This is a genomic window from Pseudomonas sp. BW7P1, from assembly GCF_024981055.1.
Lineage (GTDB): Bacteria > Pseudomonadota > Gammaproteobacteria > Pseudomonadales > Pseudomonadaceae > Aquipseudomonas > Aquipseudomonas bananamidigenes.
Window position 1 is genome coordinate 2,173,758 of sequence record NZ_CP103374.1, and the last position, 21,880, is coordinate 2,195,637.

Consider the following 21,880-nt stretch of genomic DNA (forward strand, 5'->3'; position numbering starts at 1 on the left):
CTGTGGCGAGATTGCCCCACGGGCAAAAAGCCGCAGAGCAAAGCGCAGACCTGTTGCAAGGGTTGACCCGCAAGGAAACGACTTCATGGTGTGCACGCAATTGACGACGGTTCAGATCACCCGGGAAAAACGCTGACGGTTCTGCTGTTCCAGATACGCATCGAACACCATGCACACCGAACGCACCAACAGGCGACCGGCCGGCAGCACGTTGATCCGTTCGCGATCCAGCTCGATCAGCCCGTCCTTTGCCATGCCTTGCAGCTGCGGCCAGAGCGCGCCGAAATAGCCTTGAAAGTCGATATTGAATGTGCGCTCGATCTCGGCGAAATCCAGGCTGAAATTGCAGATCAGTTGTTGAATCACTGCGCGGCGCAAGCGGTCGTCGGCGTTGCACACCAGGCCACGGCTGGTGGCCAGTTGCGCGCCGGCGAGGGTGTTCTGGTAGTGATTGAGGTCGCTGCTGTTCTGGCAGTACAGATCGCCGATCTGGCTGATGGCCGACACGCCGAGGCCGATCAGGTCGCAATGCCCGTGGGTGGTGTAGCCCTGGAAGTTGCGTTGCAGGGTCGATTCTTCCTGGGCAATCGCCAGTTCATCGTCGGGCAGGGCGAAGTGATCCATGCCGATGTAGCGGTAGCCGGCGGCAGTCAGTTGCTCGATCGTGCGTTGCAGCATTTCCAGTTTCTGTGCCGGGCTCGGCAGTTCGTTGCCGTTGATCCGCCGCTGCGGCATGAAGCGTTCCGGCAGGTGCGCGTAGTTGAACACCGAGAGCCGGTCCGGTTGCAGGCTGATGACTTCTTCGACCGTGCGGGCGAAGTTGTCCGGGGTCTGCTTGGGCAGACCGTAGATCAGATCGATGTTGATCGAGCGAAACTGCAAGGTGCGCGCCGCGTCGATCACCGCGCGGGTTTCGTCCAGGCTCTGCAGGCGATTGACCGCCCGTTGCACCGCCGGGTCGAGGTCCTGCAGGCCAATGCTGACCCGGTTGAAACCCAGTTCCCGCAGCAGGCCCATGGTCGACCAGTCGGCTTCGCGTGGATCGATCTCGATGCCGTAATCGCCGGAGTCGTCATCCAGCAGATTGAAATGCTTGCGCAGGTGCGCCATCAGTTGCCGCAACTCATCGTGGCTGAGAAAGGTCGGGGTACCGCCACCAAAGTGCAGTTGTTCGACTGTCTGCGCCGGATCGAGGTGGCAGGCGATCAACTGGATTTCCTGCTCCAGCCGTTGCAGGTAGGGCAGTGCACGGCCGCGATCCTTGGTGATGACTTTGTTGCAGGCGCAGTAGTAGCAGATGTTCGCGCAGAACGGCACGTGCACGTACAGCGACAGCGGGCGCAAGGCCTTGCGGCTGTCGCGCAGGGCGTGGAACAGGTCGAACGTGCCGACCTGACTGTTGAATTGCACGGCCGTCGGGTACGAGGTGTAGCGCGGCCCCGCCAGGTCGTAGCGGCGGATCAAATCGGTGTCCCAACGAATGGCGTCGAGCATGCGGGCATTCCCCCGGATAGGCTGGCAGTGTGAGCGAGTCTAGGGGAGGGCGCGACGAGGCATCTTGATTTGCATCAAGCCTGGATCAGTGGCCCATCAGCCAGTGCTGATGCGGCCCTGGCAGGGTCCAGAGACCGAACAGGATGACCAGCAATCCACCGGCCATGCGTACGCTGCGTTTGCGCAACAACGCCGTGACCCGCTCGGCAGCCAGGCCTGTCGCGAGCAGCACCGGCGAGGTGCCGAGTCCGAAGGCGAGCATCAGCAAGGCACTGTCCAGCGCATTGCCCTGACTGGCCGACCACAGCAGCGTGCTGTAAACCAGCCCACACGGCAGCCAGCCCCACAGTGCCCCGAGCAGCAAGGCCCGGGGCAGGCTCGACACCGGCAACAGGCGATTGGCGACAGGTTGAATGTAGCGCCACAGGCCGCGACCCAGACTTTCGATGCGGGTCAGGCCGCTCCACCAGCCAGCGAGGTACAAGCCCATGGCGATCAACAGCAGCCCGGCGAGCACCCGCATGAACAGCGCTGCCGGGCTGTTGGCCACGGCCCAGCCCGCGAGTCCGATCAGCAATCCGGCCGTGGCATAACTGAGAATCCGCCCAAGGTTGTAGGCCAGGAGCAAGCGAAAGCGTCGGCTGCGTTGCTCCTTGGGAATCGCCAGGGTCAGTGCGCCCATCAGGCCGCCGCACATGCCCAGGCAATGACCGCCACCGAGCAGGCCGAGAATCAGTGCAGAGACCAGCAGTGGCGCCAGTTCAAGCATGGGGCGGCGCCTTGTCGTCCGGTCTGGCCGGGTTGGCTTCATCCACGGCGGCGGTGTGTTTCGGATCCTGGTCGTCGAACAGAATGCTGTGGGCCGGGCCGTCGAGGTCGTCGTACTGGCCGCTGTCCACCGCCCAGAAGAAGATGTAGACGGCGATGGCCACGATCAGCAATGCGGCCGGAATCATCACGTAGAGAGCTGGCATCTGTACTCCATGCCCGCGCGGCTCAGGCCGGCAGCGGGCGGGTTTCTGACGAGGCGTTGACGGTCGGCGCGCTCGGCAGGCGAGTCAGGCGCAGGGCGTTGAGCACCACGGTCAGCGAACTGATCGACATGCCGACGGCGGCCCACACCGGAGTGATCCAGCCGAGGGCGGCGAACGGCAACATGAGGCCATTGTACAGCGCGGCCCACAACAGGTTTTCGATGATGACCCGACGGGTGCGACGGGCCAGCGTGAAGGCTTGCACCAGCGCGTCGAGCCGGTTGGACAGCAGCACTGCGTCGGCACTGGTTTTCGCCAGATCGGTGGCCGAGCCCATGGCCACGCTGATGTCGGCGGCTGCCAATACCGGCACGTCGTTGACCCCGTCGCCGAGCATCAATACCTTGCGGTCGTCCTTGTGCAGTTGTTGCAGCACTTGCAGTTTGTCGTCCGGGCGCAAGCCACCCCGGGTTTCGTCGATGCCCAGTTCGGCGGCGACACTGGCGACCATCGGCGAACTGTCGCCCGACAGCAGCAGCGTATGCCAGCCGCGCGCCTTGCACACGGCGAGCAGGGCCGGGGCATCGGCACGCAGGCGATCATCCAGGACGAACCATGCCAGCGGGCCTTGGGTGTCGCCCAGCAGCAACCATTGGCCCGGTTCGTCGGGCATCTTCGGCACAGGCGCGCCGCTGAGATCGCAGACGAAATCCGCCTGCCCGATGCGCAGACGCTGTTCGCCGACCAAGCCTTCAAGCCCCAGCCCCGGTGTGCTGTGAACCTCTTCGGCGGCCAGCGGCGCCCGGCCAAAGGCTCGGGCGATCGGATGTTCCGAACGGTTTTCCAGCGCAGCGGCGAGGCTCAGGCACCGGTCGCTGTCGAGGTCACCGAGGGGGCGAATCGAGCGCAGCACCAGACGCCCTTCGGTGAGGGTGCCGGTCTTGTCGAAAATCACTGTGTCGATCTGATTCAGACCTTCCAGCACATGGCCGCGTGTCAGCAGCAGACCCAGCTTGTGCAACGTGCCCGTGGCGGCGGTGAGTGCGGTCGGTGTGGCAAGCGACAATGCGCAAGGGCAGGTCGCCACCAGCATGGCCAGAACGATCCAGAAGGCCCGCGACGGATCCAGTTCCCACCACAACAGACCGATCGCGGCGGCAGCAATCAACGACAGCAGCAGGAACCATTGCGCGGCGCGGTCGGCGATTTCCGCCAGACGTGGTTTTTCTGCCTGAGCGCGATCCAGCAAACGGACGATGGCCGACAGCCGCGTGTCCTGACCCAGTGCCTGCACTTCGACGGTCAGTGCGCCTTCCACATTCAGCGTGCCGGCGGTGACCGCGTCGCCGGGTGTGCGCATCTGCGGCAGGTATTCGCCGGTCAGCAGGGATTCATCGATGCTCGACTGGCCGTCAAGAATTCTGCCGTCCGCCGGCAGCACCGAGCCGGGCTGCACCAGCACCCGGTCACCGAGGCGCAGTTCGCTGAGCAGGATCCGTTCACTCTGGCCGGCGTCGTCCAGGCGCAAACAAGAGGCGGGCAACAGGTTCACCAGTTGCGCAGTGGCAGCGGCGGTGCGTTCCCGGGCGCGGCGTTCCAGATAACGCCCGGCCAGCAGGAACAGCGCGAACATGCCCACTGCATCGAAATACAGCTCGCCGTTCCCGGTGATCGAGGTCCAGATGCCGGCGACGTAAGCCGCGCCGATGGCCAGCGACACGGAAACGTCCATGGTCAAGTGGCGGGTGCGCAAGTCACGCATGGCGCCCTTGAAAAACGGCGCGCAGCTGTAGAACACAATCGGCGTGGTCAGGAACAGCGCGACCCAGCGCAGGATGGTGTGCAGTTCGGGGCTGAGGTCGATGTTGAATTCCGGCCAGGTCGCCATGGTTGCCATCATCGCCTGGAACCACAGCAGTCCGGCGACGCCGAGTTGGCGCAGGGCGAGACGGTTTTCGCTGGCCAGTTGTTCGCTGGCGCGGTCGGCCTGATACGGGTGTGCGGCGTAGCCGATGTGGCGCAGTTCGCCGAGGATCTGGCTCAGTGGCAGTTGCGCATCGGCCCAGCGCACGTGCAGGCGATGGTTGGACAGATTCAATCGCGCCTCGGCCACGGCGGGCAGGGTGCGCAAGTGTTTCTCGATCAGCCAGCCACACGCGGCGCAACTGATGCCTTCCATCAACAGTGTGGTTTCGGCCAGTTCGCCTTCGTGGCGGACGAAGGGTTGCTGCACATCGGCGCGATCATACAGCGCTAGTTCATCCACCAGTTGCACGGGCAGCGCCTCGGGGTTGGCCGAGGCTTCGCTGCGGTGTTGGTAGTAGCTTTCGAGCCCGCCGGCGACGATGGCTTCGGCCACGGCCTGACAGCCCGGGCAGCAGAACTCGCGGGATTCCCCGAGCACGACAGCAGTGAAGCGGCTGCCCGTCGGAACGGGCAGGGCGCAGTGGTAGCAGGGGAGTGGGGTGGTCATCAGGAGGGTTGCTTACTTGTCCAGGTCTTCCGCGCCTTGCAGCGGTTCGTCACCGAGCAGCAGATCCTTGTCATGGCTGACCACTTCTTCCTCGAACATGCGCCATACCTGATCGCCCTGCGAACCCAGCAACTCAACAAAACGACGGCCTTCGACCTTGTCGTTCATCTGGCCAATGTAACGACCCTGCTCGGTTTCGCTGCGGGTCAGGACGATCTTGCGATCCTTGTCCGGCTGGGTCGGGGAAATCAGGTTCAGTTCCAGGGTTTTTGGCTGGCTGTCGCCGCTCAGGCGCAAGTCGACTTCGCCAGTGACGTCGTCCAGGTGTACGTTGGCACGCATTTTCAGGGTCTGTGCCAGCAGTTCACGGTCCAGCGAACGATTGATGCCCTTGCCGGCCTCGTAGTAATTGTCGTTGACCAGGTTGTCCGGGTGATTCACTGCGATGGTCACCATGGACAGGGTCAAGGTCACCGAGCAGGCCAGGATCCCGATGATGATCCATGGCCAGAGATGCTTGTACCAGGGGCTTGCGGCGTTTGCGGCGGGCATGTTCTGTTCTCTCAACGATTCTGTGGGCCGATGAACCGGCTCTTGGCTTCGACGTGGACGCTGTCGTCATCGGCATCCTTGAGGATGAATTTCACCTCGTTGGTGCTCGACGGCAGTTGTTCGGGGGCGCTCGACAGTTCGACCGGCATGCTGAAGATTTCCCCGGCCGGCACCTTGATTTCGCGTCTGCCCTGCAGGCGCAGATCCGGCAGGCCGGCGGCTTCCAGCACATAGGTGTGGTCGCGCTGATCCTTGTTCATGATCTTCAGGCTGTAGACATTTTCGATCCGGCCTTCGGCGTTCTCGCGATACAGCACGCGGTCCTTGCTGACGTCGAAGCCCACCAGCGAGCGCATGAAGAAGGCCGTTACCAGCAGGCTGATCATCGCCAGCAGCACCACGGCATAGCCGATCAGGCGCGGACGCAGTTTATGGGTTTTCTGCCCGGACAGGTTGTGTTCGGTGGTGTAGCTGATCAGGCCGCGCGGGTAATCCATCTTGTCCATGATGCTGTCGCAGGCGTCGATGCACGCGGCGCAGCCGATGCATTCGATCTGCAGGCCGTCGCGGATGTCGATGCCGGTCGGGCAGACCTGGACGCACATGGTGCAATCGATGCAATCGCCCAGGCCCTGAGCCTTGTAATCGATGCCTTTCTTGCGCGGGCCACGACTTTCGCCGCGACGCGGATCATAGGAAACGATCAGCGTGTCCTTGTCGAACATCACGCTCTGGAAGCGCGCATACGGGCACATGTAAATGCACACCTGCTCACGCAGCCAGCCGGCGTTGCCGTAGGTGGCGAGGGTGAAGAACCCGACCCAGAAATACGACCAGCCATCGGCCTGCCCTGTGAAGAAGTCGATGACCAGTTCACGGATCGGCGAGAAATAGCCGACGAAGGTCATGCCGGTGACGAAACCGATCAGCAGCCACAGGGCGTGCTTGGCGAATTTGCGCAGGAACTTGTTGGCGCTCATCGGCGCCTTGTCGAGCTTGATGCGTTGGTTGCGGTCGCCTTCGGTGACCTTTTCGCACCACATGAAAATCCACGTCCATACGCTTTGCGGGCAGGTGTACCCGCACCAGACCCGGCCGGCATACACCGTGATGAAGAACAGGCCGAACGCGGCAATGATCAGCAGGCCGGAGAGCAGAATGAAATCCTGTGGCCAGAAGGTGGCGCCGAAAATGAAGAACTTGCGTTCCGGCAGGTTCCACCACACGGCCTGATGGCCACCCCAGTTCAGCCAGACCGTTCCGAAATACAACAGGAACAGCACGGTACCGCCCATCATCCGCAGATTGCGGAACAGGCCGGTGAAGGCACGGGTGTAGATTTTTTCTCGAGAGGCGTAGAGATCGACGCTGTTGTTCGCGTTCTTGTTGGGGGGCGTGACGTCGTGTACCGGAATCTGATTACTCATCATTGCATCCCACGGCAGTGGAAAAATGCCTCGGCCGATACGTGCCGGTCGGGGTCAGAAAGGGTGTTGCGATGGCGCAATGATACGCCTGTGATGTCGACGAACGGGTGCGACCTTTGGTCGCGTTGGGGAAAGATCCTGAATGGTGTAGCGAATGCAACAAAGCATGATGCAGATCAATTGACTATAGACGATCCCTGATCCTGCTTTGGCGAACGGCTGTCCCGGCGCGTGCCGACGTCAAGTCAGCTTTCCGCCTCTGAGGCTGTCCATCGGGCACTTGTCGCAAATCATTAAGGAGCCGGAATGCAAAAGGCCCCGCCAATGTTCATTGGCGGGGCCTTTCTTGCTTCAAGCGCTGGCCCTTACTGAGCCTCGGCCTCTGGTGCTTTTTCACCATGGGACAGGCTGTAGACGTAGGCCGCCAGCAGGTGAACCTTGTCGTTGCCTTGCAGTTGTTCCTGGGCAGGCATCTGGCCCTGACGGCCGTAACGGATGGTCTGCTGCAGCTGCGCGAAGCTCGAACCGTAGATGAACGCCGCCGGGTGGGTCAGGTTCGGGGCGCCCATTGCGGGCGTGCCTTTGCCTTCCGGACCGTGGCAGGCCACGCAGTTGGCGGCGAACAGTTTCTGGCCGTTGGCCGGATCGGCCTTGGTGCCTTCCGGCAGCTTGCGGCCATCGAGGTTGGTCAGCACGAATGCCGCCACGTCCGCCACGCCTTGCTCGCCGATCACTTCGGCCCAGGCCGGCATCACCGCGTGACGTCCGCCCATGATGGTGGTCTTGATGGTTTCCGGTTCGCCACCCCAGCGCCAGTCGGCGTCGGTCAGGTTAGGGAAGCCGTAGGCGCCCTTGGCGTCGGAACCGTGGCAGACCGAGCAGTTGGATGCGAACAGACGACCGCCCATCTTCAGGGCTTGCGGATCCTTGGCCACTTCTTCGATCGGCATGGCTGCGAATTTGGCGAAGATCGGACCGAACTTGGCGTCGGAGCGAGCCATTTCCTTTTCCCACTCGTGAACGCCGGTCCAGCCGGTCTGGCCGTTGGCGAACGGGGTCTGCTTTTCGTTATCGAGGTAGTTGTAGCCCGGCAGCAGACCTTTCCAGCTGCCCAGGCCCGGGTACAGCACCAGATAACCCAGGGCGAAGACGATGGTGCCCACGAACAGCATGAACCACCATTTCGGCAGCGGGTTGTCGTACTCCTCGATCCCGTCGAAGGAGTGGCCGACCGTCTCGTCGGTCTGCTCGGCGCGCTGACCCTTGCGGGTCGACAGCAACAGCCAGGTCAGGGAAAAGATCGTACCGAGACTGAGGACTGTGACGTACAGACTCCAGAATGTAGTCATTCTTTGTTACTCCTAGAAGCTTGCTCGACGTGCTTGATGGCTTCGGGATCATCCGCGAAAGGCAGTAAGGTCGCGTCTTCAAACTCCGACTTGCGCTTGGGGCTGAACACCCACAACGCCAGGCCGATGAAGGCAACCATCACGACAACGGTGCCCAGGCCTCGAATCATCCCGATATCCATCAGAATCACCGTTTGCTTTTGATGATGGTGCCCAGGCCTTGCAGATAGGCCACCAGCGCGTCCATTTCGGTTTTACCCTTCACAGCATCTTTTGCACCGGCAATGTCTTCGTCGGTGTAAGGGACGCCGAGCGTGCGCAACACTTCCATTTTCCTGGCCGTGTCTTTGCCGTCGAGCTTGTTTTCCACGAGGAACGGGTAAGCCGGCATTTTCGATTCAGGCACGACGTTGCGCGGGTTGTACAAGTGCGCACGCTGCCAGTCATCGGAGTAACGACCGCCGACACGGGCCAGGTCCGGGCCGGTACGCTTGGAACCCCACAGGAACGGGTGATCCCACACGCTTTCACCGGCGACCGAGTAGTGGCCGTAGCGTTCGGTTTCGGCACGGAACGGGCGGATCATCTGCGAGTGGCAGCCGACACAGCCGTTGGCGATGTAAACGTCGCGGCCTTCCAGTTCAAGGGCGGTGCGCGGCTTCATGCCTTCGACCGGCTTGTTGGTGACGTCCTGGAAAAACAGCGGAACGATTTGGGTCAGGCCACCGACGCTGACGGCGATGACCATGAAGAAGGCCAGCAGGCCGATGTTCTTCTCGACAGCTTCATGCTTCATCAGTGAGCTCCAACTACGGCGATCTTGGCGGCGGCTTCAGCTTCAGCCGGGTCCGAGGCGCGAACGGTGCGCCACACGTTGTAGGCCATCAACAGCATGCCGCTGGCGAAGAACGCACCGCCCAGGGCACGGACGATGTAGCCAGGATGGCTGGCCTGCAGCGCTTCGACGAACGAGTAGGTGAGGGTGCCGTCGTCGTTGATTGCACGCCACATCAGGCCTTGAGTGATGCCGTTGACCCACATCGAAGCGATGTACAGCACGGTACCGATGGTCGCGAGCCAGAAGTGCGCGTTGATCAGACCGACGCTGTGCATCTGCGCGCGGCCGAACAGTTTCGGGATCATGTGGTAGATCGCGCCGATCGAGATCATGGCCACCCAGCCGAGCGCGCCGGCGTGTACGTGGCCGATGGTCCAGTCGGTGTAGTGCGAGAGCGAGTTGACGGTCTTGATCGCCATCATCGGACCTTCGAAGGTCGACATGCCGTAGAACGCCAGCGAGACCACGAGGAAACGCAGGATCGGGTCGGTGCGCAGCTTATGCCAGGCACCCGACAGGGTCATCATGCCGTTGATCATGCCGCCCCAGCTTGGCGCCAGCAGGATGATCGACATGGCCATGCCCAGCGATTGTGCCCAATCCGGCAGCGCGGTGTAGTGCAGGTGGTGCGGACCGGCCCAGATGTACAGGGTGATCAGTGCCCAGAAGTGCACGATCGACAGACGATAGGAGTAGATCGGACGTTCGGCCTGTTTCGGCACGAAGTAGTACATCATCCCCAGGAAACCGGTGGTCAGGAAGAAGCCCACGGCGTTGTGGCCGTACCACCACTGGATCATCGCGTCGGTCGCGCCCGAGTAGGCGGAGTAGGACTTGAAGAAGCTCACCGGCAGGGACGCGTGGTTGACGATGTGCAGCATCGCCGTCACGACGATGAACGCGCCGTAGAACCAGTTACCCACGTAGATGTGTTTGGTCTTGCGCTTGGTGATGGTGCCGAAGAACACCAGACCGTAGGTGACCCAGACAATGGCCAGCAGAATGGCGAGGGGCCATTCCAGTTCCGCGTATTCCTTGGTGGTGGTGTAACCCAGCGGCAAGGTAATCAGCGCGCCGACGATCACGGCTTGCCAGCCCCAGAAGGTGAAGGCCGCGAGGCTGTCGGAAATCAGTCGCGTCTGGCAGGTTCGCTGCACGACATAGTAGGAAGTGGCGAACAGTGCACAACCACCGAAGGCGAAAATCACCAGGTTTGTGTGCAACGGGCGCAGGCGTCCAAAGCTCGTCCAAGGCAGACCGAAGTTCAACTCCGGCCAGACCAGTTGCGAGGCGATGAAGACACCGAGCCCCATGCCAAGGATCCCCCAGACCACCGTCATGATGGCGAACTGGCGGACTACCTTATAGTTATAAGCAGTCGGACTGATTGCTGTGCTCATTCTAAGGTTCCACGGTTTGGGTGTTTTATTAGGATTAAAATCGGTCGCAAGTATGTAGAAAGCAGGGGGTCAATGCAACGCGCCATGACCTGGGTCAATGCTTTCCAACGCTGATTCTGCGGCCTTTCCATGCGCCGCGTAAGGACAAAATTGCCCTCGGAAAAAATCTCCCGGCGGACAAAAAAAGCGAGGGGTCCCGGTCGGCCGAAACGGGGTATGTTGGAACGCCAGGTCCGGGTGACGGACGGTCATCGGCGCGACAGCCGGTATCTACCGGCCTTTGCGGCCATGTCAGTCAGCCGATTCGTTCAACGCCTCGTTCAGGGTCAACGTGGAACCGGCACGGGCCAGTCCGCATCGAGCAAGCGTAGACCCGAATCCGGGGAACCGAAAGGAGAGGGGAAGAGGGGGTGCGACAATGCGTCGCAAAGAGGCTGGAAACTGCCGCACTGGAAACGTGCGGCAGTGTTGTGCTCAATGATTACTGTTTGTTGTCTTCGGTAATCAGTTTTTCTGTATTCAATCCATGGCTTAGGCTGTACACATAAGCGGCCAGCAATTGCACTTTATCGTTGCCCAGCAGCTCGCTCTGAGCCGGCATGTGGCCCTGACGACCATGGCGGATGGTCTGTTCGAGTTGAGTCAGGCTGGTGCCATAGATAAATCCGGCCGGGTGCGTCAGATTCGGCGCACCCATGGCTTCAGTGCCCTGGCCGGTTGCCCCATGACAGGCTACGCACCTGGTGCTGAATGTTTGCTGTCCGGCTTGCAGGTCGGCCTTGTTGTCCGCCGGCAGTGGCAGCCCGGCCAGTTCGTGACGCACATAGGCGGCGACGTTTTTCACGCCCGCCTCACCGAGTGACTCGCCCCAGGCCGGCATCGCCGCGATCCGGCCACCCATGATGGTGGTCTTGATCGTCTCGGCGCTGCCGCCCCAGCGCCAGTCCTGGTCGGCGAGGTTAGGGAAGCCGAAGGCGCCCTTGGCGTCCGAGCCGTGACACACCGAGCAGTTGGAGGCGAACAGACGGCCACCCATTTTCAGCGCCTGCGGATCCTTCGCCACTTCTTCCACCGGCATGGCGGCGAACTTGGCGAAGATCGGCCCGAACTTGGCGTCGGCCTTGCTCATTTCCTTTTCCCACTCGTGGACACCGGTCCAGCCGTCCTCGTAGCCGGGCAGGATGCCTTTCCAGTTGCCGAGCCCCGGATAGAGGATCAGATAACCCACGGAAAACACCAGCGTGCCGGCGAACAGCATGAACCACCACTGCGGCAGCGGGTTGTCGTACTCTTCGATGCCGTCGAAGCTGTGGCCCATGGTCTGGTCGACGCTGCCCTTGGTTTCGCCCCGACGGGTGCCGACCAGCAGCCAGGTCAGGCCGATCAGGCTGCCGATGGTCAGTACGCAGATCCACGTACTCCAGAAGGTGGTCATGACCGGGTACTCCTTGTTTCAGTTGCAGGGGTTGGGTCGGATTGCGGCTCGTCGGCGAACGGCAGCAGGCGCGCTTCGGCGAACTCCGGTGTGCGCTTGCGGTTGAACACCCACAGGGTGAGGCCGACGAAGGCCACGAACACCACGACCGTGCCGAGGCCGCGAATCAGCCCCGCGCTCATTTCAATGGCCATGTCTCACCTCTTGCTCTTGATTGCAGTGCCGAGCACTTGCAGGTAGGAGACGAGGGCGTCCATTTCGCTCTTGCCCTTGAGGCTGGCCACCGCGCCGCTGATGTCGTCGTCGGTGTAAGGCACGCCGAGGGTGCGCATGACCTTGAGCTTGGTTTCGGTGTGGCTGCTGTCGAGCGGTTGGGTGACCAGCCACGGGTAGGCCGGCATCTTCGATTCCGGCACGACGTTGCGCGGGTTGTACAAGTGCGCACGGTGCCAGTCATCCGAGTAACGACCACCCACACGGGCTAGGTCCGGGCCGGTACGCTTGGAACCCCACAGGAACGGGTGATCCCACACGCTTTCACCGGCGACCGAGTAGTGGCCGTAGCGTTCGGTTTCGGCGCGGAACGGACGGATCATCTGCGAATGGCAGCCGACGCAGCCTTCGCGGATGTAGATGTCGCGGCCTTCCAGTTGCAGCGCGGTGTAGGGCTTCATGCCTTCCACCGGTTTGTTGGTCACGTCCTGAAAGAACAGCGGGACGATCTGGGTCAGGCCGCCGATGCTCACGGCGAACACCATCAGCAGCATCAGCAGGCCGACGTTCTTTTCAATCGTTTCGTGTTTCATGGCGGACTCCTCAGGCCATCTGCGCGGCGGCAACGACGTCAGCAGGCTGCGAGGCCCGCACGGTGCGCCAGGTGTTGTAAGCCATCAGCAACATGCCGCTGAGGAAGATCGCCCCGCCGATCAACCGCACGACGAAGCCAGGGTGGCTGGCCACCAGGGTTTCGACGAAGGAGTAGGTCAGCGTGCCGTCTTCGTTCACCGCACGCCACATCAGGCCCTGGGCGATGCCGTTGACCCACATCGACGCGATGTACAACACGGTGCCGATGGTCGCGAGCCAGAAGTGCGCATTGATCAGGCCGATGCTGTGCATCTGCTCTTTGCCGAAGACTTTCGGGATCATGTGGTACAGCGCGCCGATGGAAATCATCGCCACCCAGCCAAGCGCGCCGGCGTGTACGTGGCCGATGGTCCAGTCGGTGTAGTGGGAGAGGGCGTTGACGGTCTTGATCGCCATCATCGGACCTTCGAAAGTCGACATGCCGTAGAACGCCAGCGAAACCACAAGGAAACGCAGGATCGGGTCACTGCGCAACTTATGCCAGGCGCCCGAAAGGGTCATCATGCCGTTGATCATGCCGCCCCAGCTCGGTGCCAGCAGGATCAGCGACATCACCATGCCCAGCGACTGCGCCCAGTCCGGCAGCGCGGTGTAGTGCAAGTGGTGCGGGCCGGCCCAGATGTACAGGGTGATCAGCGCCCAGAAGTGCACGATCGACAGGCGATACGAATACACCGGACGTTCGGCCTGCTTCGGTACGAAGTAATACATCATCCCGAGGAAACCGGCGGTGAGGAAAAAGCCTACGGCGTTGTGGCCGTACCACCATTGCACCATCGCGTCGGTTGCACCGGCGTATACCGAGTAGGACTTGGTGAAGCTCACCGGCAGCTCAAGGTTGTTGACGATGTGCAGGATCGCCACGGTGATGATGAACGCGCCGAAGAACCAGTTGCCCACATAAATGTGTTTGGTCTTGCGTTGCATGATCGTGCCGAAGAACACGATGGCGTAGGCGACCCAGACAATGGTGATCAGAATGTCGATCGGCCATTCCAGCTCGGCGTATTCCTTGGAACTGGTGTAACCCAGCGGCAGGCTGATGGCCGCCAGCAGGATCACCAGTTGCCAGCCCCAGAAGCAGAAGGCGGCGATTTGCGGCGCGAACAGTTGCGTCTGGCAGGTGCGCTGCACCGAGTAGAACGAACTGGCGAACAAGGCACAGCCACCGAACGCGAAGATCACCGCGTTGGTGTGCAGCGGGCGCAGGCGTCCGAAGCTGGTCCACGGCAGGTTGAAGTTGAGTTCGGGCCAGACCAATTGAGCCGCGAGAAAAACCCCGAGCCCCATGCCGACGATGCCCCACACCACCGTCATAATGGCGAATTGGCGGACCACCTTGTAGTTGTAGGCGGTACTGATAGAAGTGTTCATGGTTCCCCATCCACGGTTCAGCCGAAGTGAGTGCGCGCAGAAAACGCCGCGAACCCTTCGCCTGGAGTTATAGGCAGACTAAAAGCGAGGCAAGCATGGACAAACAGCACAAGGCCAGTATTGACGGGGATCAATGGGCGCAGTGCGTGCGGGATCACGGGTGGCTTTGGAATGCCGCTGTTGGCGAGGCTTCGGCGACCCTCATCCTCGCCCATGGTGCCGGGGCGCCGATGGACAGTGAGTGGATGACGGATATAGCTGGGCGCCTTGCCGGGCTGGGTGTCAACGTGTTGCGGTTTGAGTTTCCTTACATGGCGCAGCGGCGGGTTGATGGCAGCAAACGCCCGCCGAATCCGGCGCCGAAGTTGCTCGAATGTTGGCGTGAGGTGTATGGCCTGGTGCGACTTCATGTCGCTGGGGTTTTGGCGGTTGGCGGCAAGTCGATGGGGGGGCGGATGGCCAGTCTCCTGGCTGATGAGCTTGGCGCTGATGCCCTGGTGTGTCTGGGTTATCCGTTTTATGCGGTGGGGAAACCGGAGAAACCACGGGTCGAACATCTGGCTTCGTTGCGGACTCGGACGTTGATCGTGCAGGGGGAGCGGGATGCGCTTGGCAATCGGGACGCTGTCGAGGCTTACGATCTATCGCCGAGTATTGAGGTGTTCTGGTTGGCTTCTGGGGATCATGATTTGAAGCCGCTCAAGGTTTCCGGGTTTACGCATGAGCAGCATTTGGCTTCGGCGGCGGAGAGGGTTGCCGGGTTTCTTCGTTGAGGTTTGGTTTTGGGGTGTATATCCGTTGCTGCGGTTATGGCTGCTTAAGGTTCCGCCCTTACGGCGGGTCACTTTTTACAAACGCCTAAAAAGTAACCAAAAACGCTTGCTCCTACGTTCGGCCCGCTCGCTGAGGCTCGGGGTTCCTTCGCTCCGGGATTCATCCGGGGAACATCGCCTACGGTTTGCTTCGCTGCACCTCCTCTCGATGTGTTTGGCTGCGCCAAACGGTCGCTGCGCTCCCACCCCCGGATAAATCCCTCCACTCAGCCTTCCGGTGTCGCCCGTGGATCAAGATCAAAAGCGGTACTCGAGCTAACGCTCATCGTTTTGAGTGGTTAGAAGCGGAGGTGAGCTGCTTTCGTTTTCTGTGGGAGCCAGCCTGCTGGCGATGGCGGCCTACGAGCCGACCAATCTCTTGCAGACTGCATGTAATACCTGTGGGAGCTGGCCTGCCAGCGATGGCGGCCTGACAGCCGACCGGTTTCTTGCAGACTGCATGTAATCCCTGTGGGAGCTGGCCTGCCAGCGATGGCGGCCTGACAGCCGACCGGTTTCTTGCAGACCGCATGCAATCCCTGTGGGAGCTGGCCTGCCAGCGATGGCGGCCTGACAGCCGACCGGTTTCTTGCAGACTGCATGTAATCCCTGTGGGAGCTGGCTTGCCAGCGATGGCGGCCTGACAGCCGACCGGTTTCTTGCAGACTGCATGTAATCCCTGTGGGAGCGAGCTTGATCCGGGCGGCGATCCGACGAAAGCGGTCTGCCACAGCGCAGCAAAGGAACAGTCAAACATCCGGCTTCAGGGCTCATAAACGTAATTCTGCAAGCGCGTTTAAAGTACACGAACCGTTACGCCATAAGGGCTACAACGCCTTGCGTGGTTACCTACGCCTACGCCAGAATCCGCCGGCTTACGCAGCTAGGAGAGGGCTATATCGTTTCCCTGTCACTGAAAAACAGTGATCGGGTTTGGTAGCCCGTCTGTAATAGCTGTATGGCAACACCGTATGAGGTCCCTTTTCTTGGGGCTCGGTTCTATGGTGGTCATGCGTGGGGCTCATTCGTGAGCGCCGGGTTCCTATTGCAGCCGGTCTACCAACCCGTGCATGGCCGCCACCCATCGTTTGGTAGCGTGGGTGACGGCTCCTTGAAGTCTGCAATAGGAGTTACATCCATGTTCAAAGCCACACCCAACCCACCAGCAACCGATCCAACCACCAACGACCCCGCGCTCGAATCCCAAAAGTCAAAAGAAGCCGCCGACCGCGCACTCGACTTTTACCTCGGCCCCGAAATCCCGAAGTATTTCCCGCCCAAGGCCCGCCCCATCTACATGGTCGATCCCACGCTCGATGACGAAACACTGCTTGTCGAAGCCAGTGAATCGCTGTCGTCAGCCAACGCCATGGCCGGCAATATCGCCAACTCGGTAAAAGGCCCGGAACGCAAACCGCTGCTGGCGTTGCAACAGCTGATCATGTTGAACGAGCTGCTGGTAAATCGGCTGCTGGACAGGCTTCGTTTGCCGCAGTAACCGCCGGTAACCGCGTGTAACGCCAAATCAAAAACAAAAAAACCGGATAGCTCTCACTATCCGGTTTTTTGTTATCACCCACTTAATACATTTTCCGAGAACTGGCCAGCCAGCTAATCAAAAGTCCTCAAGGTCGGGATAGATGACTTTTCCCACGACCCATGGCTCAACAATCTCGCAATGCACCGTTCGCAGAAATGAACCCCACTCACTCCGGTTATGGGCATCCGGGCCTGTGATTGTCAGCAAAAGGTATTCATCTCGGAAAGCATCGTAGGAGTAGATAAGCCAGAAGTCGTTGTCAGGATCGTCAACCAGGGCAGTTCGATAATACTGGCGGTCTATTTTTGCCCACCGCGTCTGGGTCGCTTGAGTGCTGGCCAGGTGGATATGATGCATATCGCTGAGATCGAGTCGTTCGTCTCGCCCAAAAATAGCGGGCAGTTCACCGCACACTTTGTAGTTATAAAAATGAGCGGCGAAGTTTTTCCAGTTGTTGATTTGTTCGAAAAGCGCAGAGATTTTGACTGCTGGCATCTATGGCTACTTTGTTGTGGGTAGCTTGCCAGTGATCACATATTTATCGAACGCTTTCTGCCCATCACGCGCGGCTTGCCGGACATCAAGAAAAGTCAGTTCATCGCGAATGACTTTTTTAACCGGCTTGTCGATCTTTCTGGTGGTGGCCATCGGAGCCTCCAAAGGAGATGTATTCATACTGACCAGCTTAAGGGATTGGATTTCTACCGGCAAACGATAGAACCGGACCCAACCGTGCGCCAGTCAGCGGATTCTGGCGTGCTTGTAGGGTATGGCGCCCCTATGTGTAGTCACGCCGTAAGCCAAAATAAAAAACCCGGAAGCTCTCGCTATCCGGGTTTTTTCTATTGCAGAACAATCAGCGGTTAAACCGCTCTACCAACGAATACTGCGTGTTGGCCGTCTTGGTCAGCTCTTCACTCAGCAACGCCGAGTTATGCGCCTGTTCCGAGGTCTGGTCCGCCAGTTCCGAGATGTTGCTGATGTTGCGGCTGATTTCTTCAGCCACGGCACTTTGCTCTTCGGTCGCGGCGGCGATCTGGGTGGTCATGTCGGTGATGTTGGCCACCGCTTCGCTGATGCCGACCAGCGCTTCGTCCGCTTCCAGGACCCGCGCCACGCCTTCTTCCGCCTGGCGGTGGCCGGTTTCCATGGTTTGCACGGCATTCGAAGCGGTCTGCTGCAGCTTGGCGATCAAGGCGTGGATCTGGCCGGTGGATTCGCTGGTGCGTTGCGCCAGTTGACGGACTTCGTCGGCCACCACGGCAAAACCACGGCCCATTTCGCCGGCACGTGCTGCTTCGATGGCGGCGTTGAGCGCCAGCAGGTTGGTCTGGTCGGCGATGCCTTTGATCACGTCGACCACGCCGCCGATTTCGTCGCTGTCCTTGGCCAGTTGCGAAACGGTCAGACCGGTTTCGCCGACCGCCGCCGACAGGCGCTGGATGGCTTCGCGGGTTTCTCCGGTGATGTCGCGGCCGCGGCCGGTCAGGCGATTGGCTTCCTGGGTCGCATCAGCAGTGCGTTGTACATGGCTCGCCACTTCCTGGGTGGTGGCGGCCATCTGGTTGACGGCGGTGGCGACCTGTTCGGTTTCCACGCGCTGGCGTTCCAGACCGCTGGAGCTGTTGTGCGCCAGGGCGTCGGACTGTTTGGCCTGATCGGTCAGGTGCTCGGCGGTGTCCTGCAGACGAGTCAGGCAGGTTTTCAGGCGGGCTTCCTGACTGAGGATCGACATCTCCAGACGCGCCTGAGGGCCACGGCTGTCGGTGTACATCTGTGCGATCAACGGGTCGGAAGTGGTCTGCTCGGCCAGGCGCAGCAAGCGCTTGAGCCCGCGTTGTTGCCATTGCAGGCCCAACAGGCCCAACGGTACCGACAGACCGGCGGCGAGGGCGAAGCCCCACTGCGAGTTCAGGGTGGCGCCGATCATGAAGCTCAACTGGCTGACCAGAATGAACGGCACCCAGTCCTGCAGCACTGGCAGCCATTTGTCCGTTTGGGGGATCGCCGACTTGCCCTGGTTGATGCGTTGGTAGAGCGCTTCGGCGCGGCGGATCTGTTCGGCGGTGGGTTTGACCCGCACCGACTCGTAACCGACCACCTGATTGCCTTCGAACACCGGCGTCACGTAGGCGTTGACCCAGTAATGGTCACCGGTCTTGCAGCGATTCTTGACAATGCCCATCCATGGCAAGCCTTGTTTCAGTGTGCCCCACATGTGCGAAAACACCGCTGCCGGGACGTCAGGGTGACGAACCAGGTTGTGCGGCGCACGGATCAGCTCCTCACGCGAAAACCCGCTGATTTCGACGAAGGCGTCGTTGCAGTAGGTGATCACGCCCTTGGCGTCGGTTGTGGAGATCAACCGTTGCTGAGCCGGGAAAGTCCGTTCGCGTTGTGTAATGGGCTGGTTATTACGCATGGTTTTTCAATCCGCAAGGCTTTGAAAGGTTGTCGGCGGGGTCGGCGATTTATTGAAGTTTTTTTTCATTTATAAGTACGGCGTCGCAAAACGGCTCTTGCTTCAACCGGCGAGCATCGGATAGGTGAACAGGCTGAAATGCAGCAGGTTCAGACCAAAATGCGTGGCGATCGCAGCACCAAGCCCGCCAAATCGATAGGCCAGACCATAGCCGACACCCGCCAGGCCCGCCAGCAACACCCATTGCCAGCCGGCACCCACATGCACCAGGCCGAACAGCAGGGACGCCAGCAGCAGCGCAAGATTGTCACCGTAGGGCAGGTGTTTGAAACGCCGGCCGAGGCCGCCCTGTATATAGCCGCGAAACAGCGCTTCTTCGACCAGCGTCACCAGCAGCAGATTGTTCAGCACCCACAGCCACGCCTGATCCGGCCATTTTGGCGCCCAGGTGATCATGCCCAGCAACATTGCGCCGCCGAGGGCCACAATCACGCTCAACGTCAAAGCCAGCGCGGTGGCGTACACCGTCAGACGCAACGAGCGCCGCGCGACGATCCACGGGCAGACCAGCAACAGCCAGAAGCCGATCAGCGGTTTGTCGAGGTTTACGAACATCGAGAACGGCACGGCGTCGTCGGTGAAGTGCTGCGCCGGGATGGCCCGACCGTTGTAGAAGCCCGGCAGCCAGTGCATGGCCAGTGCCAGAGCCAGCACGATAAACAGGCCATGGCCGAGAAAACGCCCGACCGGCACCGTTTGCTGGCGCACGGCGTAGCCGGCGAACAGCAGCAGGGCGATGGAGATCAGCGCCAGCCAGCCGAGCTGGCCGAAGCTCAGCGCCAATCCGTAACCCAGGCTGAGAAGCCCGAGATAGAGCCATGGCAGAGCGGTCATGGAAAGTCCTTGTGCACGATGGGTGGACAGGCTTTCTACACGGGTGGGGGCGAGGGGACAAGTGAAGGTGTACGGAAAAACCGGGACAGTACAAAACCCTGAATGAAAAGTGAGGGAAGGCCAGTCCTTCCCGGTGGGAGCGAGCCTGCTCGCGATGGCGGTCGATCTGTGACACAACAGTCGACTGACACGTCCTCTTCGCGAGCAGGCTCGCTCCCACAGGGTTTTGTATTCGGCAGAAGGATCAGCGCAGATTGAGTCTTGCCGCAGCGCGCCCGGTGATTTCAGTGCGCAGCTTCAGCGAAGGTGCCGCACGTTTGCGCGCCTCTTCGACAATTCCGCTCGGCGCAGTCTCGGGGCTGCCCGCATCAAACGGCGGCGCCGGTGCATATTCAAGCTGCAGCTGGATCAGCTGTGCCTTGTCGGCACCCACCAGTTCCTCCGCCAGCGTCAGGGCAAAATCGATCCCGGCCGTGATGCCGCCCCCGGTAAACAGATTGCCGTCGCGCACCACTCGATCCTTCACTGCAATGGCGCCCAAGGTTGGCAGCAGTTCGTGATAGGCCCAATGCGTGGTCGCCCGTTTGCCCTGCAACAGACCCGCCGCGCCAAGTACCAGCGAACCGGTGCACACCGACGTCACGTACCGCGCCTGCGCCGCTTGCGCCTTGATGAAGGCCAGGGTCTGTTCATCTTCCATCAGTGGCCCGACCCCGGCACCGCCGGGAACGCAGATCACGTCCAGATTCGGGCAATCATCAAAGGTGATGGTCGGTTTCAGCAGCAGCCCGGTGCTGGAGGTCACCGGCACCAGATCCTTCCAGATCAGGTGCACTTGCACGTCCGGCAACGAGGCCAGTACATCGTACGGGCCGGTCAGGTCGAGTTGCTGCACCTGGGGAAACAACAGAAAACCGATCTGCAACGCCATGGTTTTTCTCCGTGAAAAATGGGTGGACGGCTTCACTGTAGGCGGGTAGGTTTTGGCGCATACGCCAATAAACCCTCGAATTACGCCAAATGCCGAAAGCCATCCACGTCCTCGCGTTCGCCAATGTGCAGTTGCTTGATGTCACCGGGCCGTTGCAGGTTTTTGCTTCGGCCAACGACATTGCCCGCCAGCAGGGTTTGCCTGCGCCGTATACGCCAACGGTCATCGCCAGTGGTGGCGGAGCGGTGAACTCGTCCGCCGGTTTGGCGCTGCTCGCCGAACCGTTGCCGGAGCAGGCCAGCGATACCCTGATCATCGCCGGTGGCTGGGGCGTTTACGCCGCTGCCGAAGACGCCGAATTGGTGAGTTGGGTGCGCGAACACGCCAGCGGCTGCCGGCGCGTGGCGTCGGTCTGTACCGGCGCCTTTCTGCTGGCCGCCAGTGGCTGGCTCGACGGTCGCCGGGTCGTCACCCACTGGACCCGTTGCGAGCAACTGGCACAGAAACACCCGCGCTTGCAGGTCGAGCCCAATCCAATTTTCATCAACGACGGTCCGGTCTGGACCTCGGCGGGCGTCACCGCCGGCATCGATCTGGCGTTGGCGATGGTCGAAGACGATCTCGGCCGCGACATGGCGCTGGACGTCGCCCGGCAACTGGTGGTGTTCCTCAAGCGCCCGGGCGGGCAGTCGCAATTCAGCGTGACGCTGTCGCTGCAAAAACAGGGCAATCGCTTCGATGAGTTGCACGCGTGGATCGCCGAACACCTGACTTGCGATCTGGGTATCCCGACCCTTGCCGAACAGGCCGGCATGAGCGAGCGCAGTTTCGTGCGCCACTACCGCGCCGACACCGGCCAGACCCCGGCCCGGGCCATCGAACTGATCCGCGTCGAAACGGCGCGTCGGTTGTTGAGTGATACCGGGTTGCCGATCAAACGGGTCGCGGCCAATTGTGGATTTGGCAGTGAAGAGACGTTAAGACGCAGCTTCCTGCGGGCCATGGGCGTGACGCCGCAGGCGTATCGGGAGCGGTTTTCGGTCAGTGCTGGCGAGACTTGAAGACCCTGTGTCTCGCGCCCACACTGCGTCATTCTTT

At 61.0% G+C, this 21,880-nt stretch carries 22 protein-coding genes; 3 read left to right on the top strand and 19 right to left on the bottom strand.

What is annotated here, in order from left to right; translation table 11 throughout:
• Positions 1–111: 111 nt before the first annotated feature.
• The 14 genes from hemN to ccoN (NWV16_RS09955) form a co-directional block, all read right to left on the bottom strand.
• Positions 112–1,494 carry an oxygen-independent coproporphyrinogen III oxidase gene (hemN, locus tag NWV16_RS09890; RefSeq protein WP_260522868.1) on the bottom strand — a complete coding sequence of 461 codons (1,383 nt, stop codon included), beginning with the start codon at positions 1,492–1,494 and terminating at the stop codon, positions 112–114.
• 85 nt (positions 1,495–1,579) lie between these two features.
• Positions 1,580–2,263 (bottom strand): sulfite exporter TauE/SafE family protein, encoded by a 684-nt coding sequence (locus NWV16_RS09895; protein ID WP_260522869.1) that lies wholly within the window; start codon positions 2,261–2,263, stop codon positions 1,580–1,582.
• On the bottom strand, positions 2,256–2,468 hold the full coding sequence (ccoS, locus tag NWV16_RS09900) for a cbb3-type cytochrome oxidase assembly protein CcoS (protein ID WP_065259710.1): 213 nt from the start codon (positions 2,466–2,468) through the stop codon (positions 2,256–2,258). Before ccoS ends, NWV16_RS09895 begins: the two co-directional genes overlap by 8 nt.
• A gap of 22 nt (positions 2,469–2,490) precedes the next feature.
• Positions 2,491–4,941 (bottom strand): heavy metal translocating P-type ATPase, encoded by a 2,451-nt coding sequence (locus NWV16_RS09905; protein WP_260522870.1) that lies wholly within the window; start codon positions 4,939–4,941, stop codon positions 2,491–2,493.
• Positions 4,942–4,953: 12 nt separating this feature from the next.
• A complete protein-coding gene (locus tag NWV16_RS09910) occupies positions 4,954–5,493 on the bottom strand; it encodes a FixH family protein (protein ID WP_260522871.1) in 540 nt (179 codons plus the stop codon).
• Positions 5,494–5,504: 11 nt separating this feature from the next.
• A complete protein-coding gene (gene ccoG, locus NWV16_RS09915; RefSeq protein ID WP_065259707.1) occupies positions 5,505–6,920 on the bottom strand; it encodes a cytochrome c oxidase accessory protein CcoG in 1,416 nt (471 codons plus the stop codon).
• Positions 6,921–7,285: 365 nt separating this feature from the next.
• On the bottom strand, positions 7,286–8,269 hold the full coding sequence (ccoP, locus tag NWV16_RS09920) for a cytochrome-c oxidase, cbb3-type subunit III (protein WP_065259705.1): 984 nt from the start codon (positions 8,267–8,269) through the stop codon (positions 7,286–7,288).
• Positions 8,266–8,451 carry a CcoQ/FixQ family Cbb3-type cytochrome c oxidase assembly chaperone gene (locus NWV16_RS09925; RefSeq protein WP_003175465.1) on the bottom strand — a complete coding sequence of 62 codons (186 nt, stop codon included), beginning with the start codon at positions 8,449–8,451 and terminating at the stop codon, positions 8,266–8,268. The genes ccoP (NWV16_RS09920) and NWV16_RS09925 overlap by 4 nt, the downstream gene beginning before the upstream one ends.
• A 5-nt stretch (positions 8,452–8,456) precedes the next feature.
• Positions 8,457–9,065 carry a cytochrome-c oxidase, cbb3-type subunit II gene (ccoO, locus tag NWV16_RS09930; protein WP_057396232.1) on the bottom strand — a complete coding sequence of 203 codons (609 nt, stop codon included), beginning with the start codon at positions 9,063–9,065 and terminating at the stop codon, positions 8,457–8,459.
• Complete coding sequence (gene ccoN, locus NWV16_RS09935; RefSeq protein WP_065259704.1) at positions 9,065–10,507, bottom strand: cytochrome-c oxidase, cbb3-type subunit I; 1,443 nt, start codon at positions 10,505–10,507, stop codon at positions 9,065–9,067. Before ccoN (NWV16_RS09935) ends, ccoO (NWV16_RS09930) begins: the two co-directional genes overlap by 1 nt.
• A 481-nt stretch (positions 10,508–10,988) precedes the next feature.
• Positions 10,989–11,942 carry a cytochrome-c oxidase, cbb3-type subunit III gene (gene ccoP / locus NWV16_RS09940; RefSeq protein WP_260522872.1) on the bottom strand — a complete coding sequence of 318 codons (954 nt, stop codon included), beginning with the start codon at positions 11,940–11,942 and terminating at the stop codon, positions 10,989–10,991.
• Positions 11,939–12,136 carry a cbb3-type cytochrome c oxidase subunit 3 gene (locus tag NWV16_RS09945; protein WP_260522873.1) on the bottom strand — a complete coding sequence of 66 codons (198 nt, stop codon included), beginning with the start codon at positions 12,134–12,136 and terminating at the stop codon, positions 11,939–11,941. The genes ccoP (NWV16_RS09940) and NWV16_RS09945 overlap by 4 nt, the downstream gene beginning before the upstream one ends.
• 3 nt (positions 12,137–12,139) lie before the next feature.
• The gene (gene ccoO / locus NWV16_RS09950) at positions 12,140–12,748 is read right to left on the bottom strand and encodes a cytochrome-c oxidase, cbb3-type subunit II (RefSeq protein WP_065259701.1); all 609 of its coding nucleotides are present in this window, start codon (positions 12,746–12,748) and stop codon (positions 12,140–12,142) included.
• 10 nt (positions 12,749–12,758) lie between these two features.
• Positions 12,759–14,183, bottom strand: coding sequence for a cytochrome-c oxidase, cbb3-type subunit I (gene ccoN / locus NWV16_RS09955; RefSeq protein WP_065259700.1), 1,425 nt, complete (start codon positions 14,181–14,183; stop codon positions 12,759–12,761).
• 95 nt (positions 14,184–14,278) lie between these two features.
• On the opposite strand from ccoN (NWV16_RS09955), the gene NWV16_RS09960 reads away from it, so the two are divergent.
• Positions 14,279–14,956: an alpha/beta family hydrolase gene (locus tag NWV16_RS09960; protein WP_260522874.1), complete on the top strand. Its 678-nt coding sequence runs from the start codon at positions 14,279–14,281 to the stop codon at positions 14,954–14,956.
• 1,177 nt (positions 14,957–16,133) lie between these two features.
• Positions 16,134–16,493: a DUF6124 family protein gene (locus tag NWV16_RS09965; protein WP_260522875.1), complete on the top strand. Its 360-nt coding sequence runs from the start codon at positions 16,134–16,136 to the stop codon at positions 16,491–16,493.
• Between the two features lie 117 nt (positions 16,494–16,610).
• Here the strand turns inward: NWV16_RS09965 and NWV16_RS09970 are convergent, their stop codons facing one another.
• From NWV16_RS09970 to inhA, 5 genes are all read right to left on the bottom strand, one after another.
• Positions 16,611–17,030 carry a type II toxin-antitoxin system YafO family toxin gene (locus NWV16_RS09970; RefSeq protein WP_260522876.1) on the bottom strand — a complete coding sequence of 140 codons (420 nt, stop codon included), beginning with the start codon at positions 17,028–17,030 and terminating at the stop codon, positions 16,611–16,613.
• A gap of 6 nt (positions 17,031–17,036) precedes the next feature.
• Positions 17,037–17,183: a hypothetical protein gene (locus tag NWV16_RS09975; protein ID WP_260522877.1), complete on the bottom strand. Its 147-nt coding sequence runs from the start codon at positions 17,181–17,183 to the stop codon at positions 17,037–17,039.
• A gap of 208 nt (positions 17,184–17,391) precedes the next feature.
• Positions 17,392–18,957: a methyl-accepting chemotaxis protein gene (locus NWV16_RS09980; RefSeq protein ID WP_065257440.1), complete on the bottom strand. Its 1,566-nt coding sequence runs from the start codon at positions 18,955–18,957 to the stop codon at positions 17,392–17,394.
• 102 nt (positions 18,958–19,059) lie between these two features.
• Positions 19,060–19,851 carry a CPBP family intramembrane glutamic endopeptidase gene (locus NWV16_RS09985; RefSeq protein ID WP_260522878.1) on the bottom strand — a complete coding sequence of 264 codons (792 nt, stop codon included), beginning with the start codon at positions 19,849–19,851 and terminating at the stop codon, positions 19,060–19,062.
• A 244-nt stretch (positions 19,852–20,095) separates the two neighbouring features.
• A complete protein-coding gene (gene inhA / locus NWV16_RS09990; protein WP_260522879.1) occupies positions 20,096–20,782 on the bottom strand; it encodes an isonitrile hydratase in 687 nt (228 codons plus the stop codon).
• Between the two features lie 89 nt (positions 20,783–20,871).
• Between inhA and NWV16_RS09995 the strand changes: the two genes are divergently transcribed.
• Complete coding sequence (locus NWV16_RS09995) at positions 20,872–21,843, top strand: GlxA family transcriptional regulator (RefSeq protein ID WP_260522880.1); 972 nt, start codon at positions 20,872–20,874, stop codon at positions 21,841–21,843.
• The last annotated feature ends 37 nt before the right edge of the window (positions 21,844–21,880 follow it).

Coding starts and splice junctions, on each gene's coding strand:
- ccoG (WP_065259707.1), bottom strand. CDS start 6,920: ATGAGTAATCAGATTCCGGTACACGACGTCACGCCCCCCAACAAGAAC.
- ccoS (WP_065259710.1), bottom strand. CDS start 2,468: ATGCCAGCTCTCTACGTGATGATTCCGGCCGCATTGCTGATCGTGGCC.
- NWV16_RS09910 (WP_260522871.1), bottom strand. CDS start 5,493: ATGCCCGCCGCAAACGCCGCAAGCCCCTGGTACAAGCATCTCTGGCCA.
- ccoN (WP_065259704.1), bottom strand. CDS start 10,507: ATGAGCACAGCAATCAGTCCGACTGCTTATAACTATAAGGTAGTCCGC.
- NWV16_RS09985 (WP_260522878.1), bottom strand. CDS start 19,851: ATGACCGCTCTGCCATGGCTCTATCTCGGGCTTCTCAGCCTGGGTTAC.
- inhA (WP_260522879.1), bottom strand. CDS start 20,782: ATGGCGTTGCAGATCGGTTTTCTGTTGTTTCCCCAGGTGCAGCAACTC.
- NWV16_RS09970 (WP_260522876.1), bottom strand. CDS start 17,030: ATGCCAGCAGTCAAAATCTCTGCGCTTTTCGAACAAATCAACAACTGG.
- ccoN (WP_065259700.1), bottom strand. CDS start 14,183: ATGAACACTTCTATCAGTACCGCCTACAACTACAAGGTGGTCCGCCAA.
- NWV16_RS09960 (WP_260522874.1), top strand. CDS start 14,279: ATGGACAAACAGCACAAGGCCAGTATTGACGGGGATCAATGGGCGCAG.
- NWV16_RS09975 (WP_260522877.1), bottom strand. CDS start 17,183: ATGGCCACCACCAGAAAGATCGACAAGCCGGTTAAAAAAGTCATTCGC.
- NWV16_RS09995 (WP_260522880.1), top strand. CDS start 20,872: ATGCCGAAAGCCATCCACGTCCTCGCGTTCGCCAATGTGCAGTTGCTT.
- ccoO (WP_065259701.1), bottom strand. CDS start 12,748: ATGAAACACGAAACGATTGAAAAGAACGTCGGCCTGCTGATGCTGCTG.
- NWV16_RS09895 (WP_260522869.1), bottom strand. CDS start 2,263: ATGCTTGAACTGGCGCCACTGCTGGTCTCTGCACTGATTCTCGGCCTG.
- ccoP (WP_260522872.1), bottom strand. CDS start 11,942: ATGACCACCTTCTGGAGTACGTGGATCTGCGTACTGACCATCGGCAGC.
- ccoO (WP_057396232.1), bottom strand. CDS start 9,065: ATGAAGCATGAAGCTGTCGAGAAGAACATCGGCCTGCTGGCCTTCTTC.
- NWV16_RS09905 (WP_260522870.1), bottom strand. CDS start 4,941: ATGACCACCCCACTCCCCTGCTACCACTGCGCCCTGCCCGTTCCGACG.
- NWV16_RS09980 (WP_065257440.1), bottom strand. CDS start 18,957: ATGCGTAATAACCAGCCCATTACACAACGCGAACGGACTTTCCCGGCT.
- ccoP (WP_065259705.1), bottom strand. CDS start 8,269: ATGACTACATTCTGGAGTCTGTACGTCACAGTCCTCAGTCTCGGTACG.
- hemN (WP_260522868.1), bottom strand. CDS start 1,494: ATGCTCGACGCCATTCGTTGGGACACCGATTTGATCCGCCGCTACGAC.
- NWV16_RS09925 (WP_003175465.1), bottom strand. CDS start 8,451: ATGGATATCGGGATGATTCGAGGCCTGGGCACCGTTGTCGTGATGGTT.
- NWV16_RS09945 (WP_260522873.1), bottom strand. CDS start 12,136: ATGGCCATTGAAATGAGCGCGGGGCTGATTCGCGGCCTCGGCACGGTC.
- NWV16_RS09965 (WP_260522875.1), top strand. CDS start 16,134: ATGTTCAAAGCCACACCCAACCCACCAGCAACCGATCCAACCACCAAC.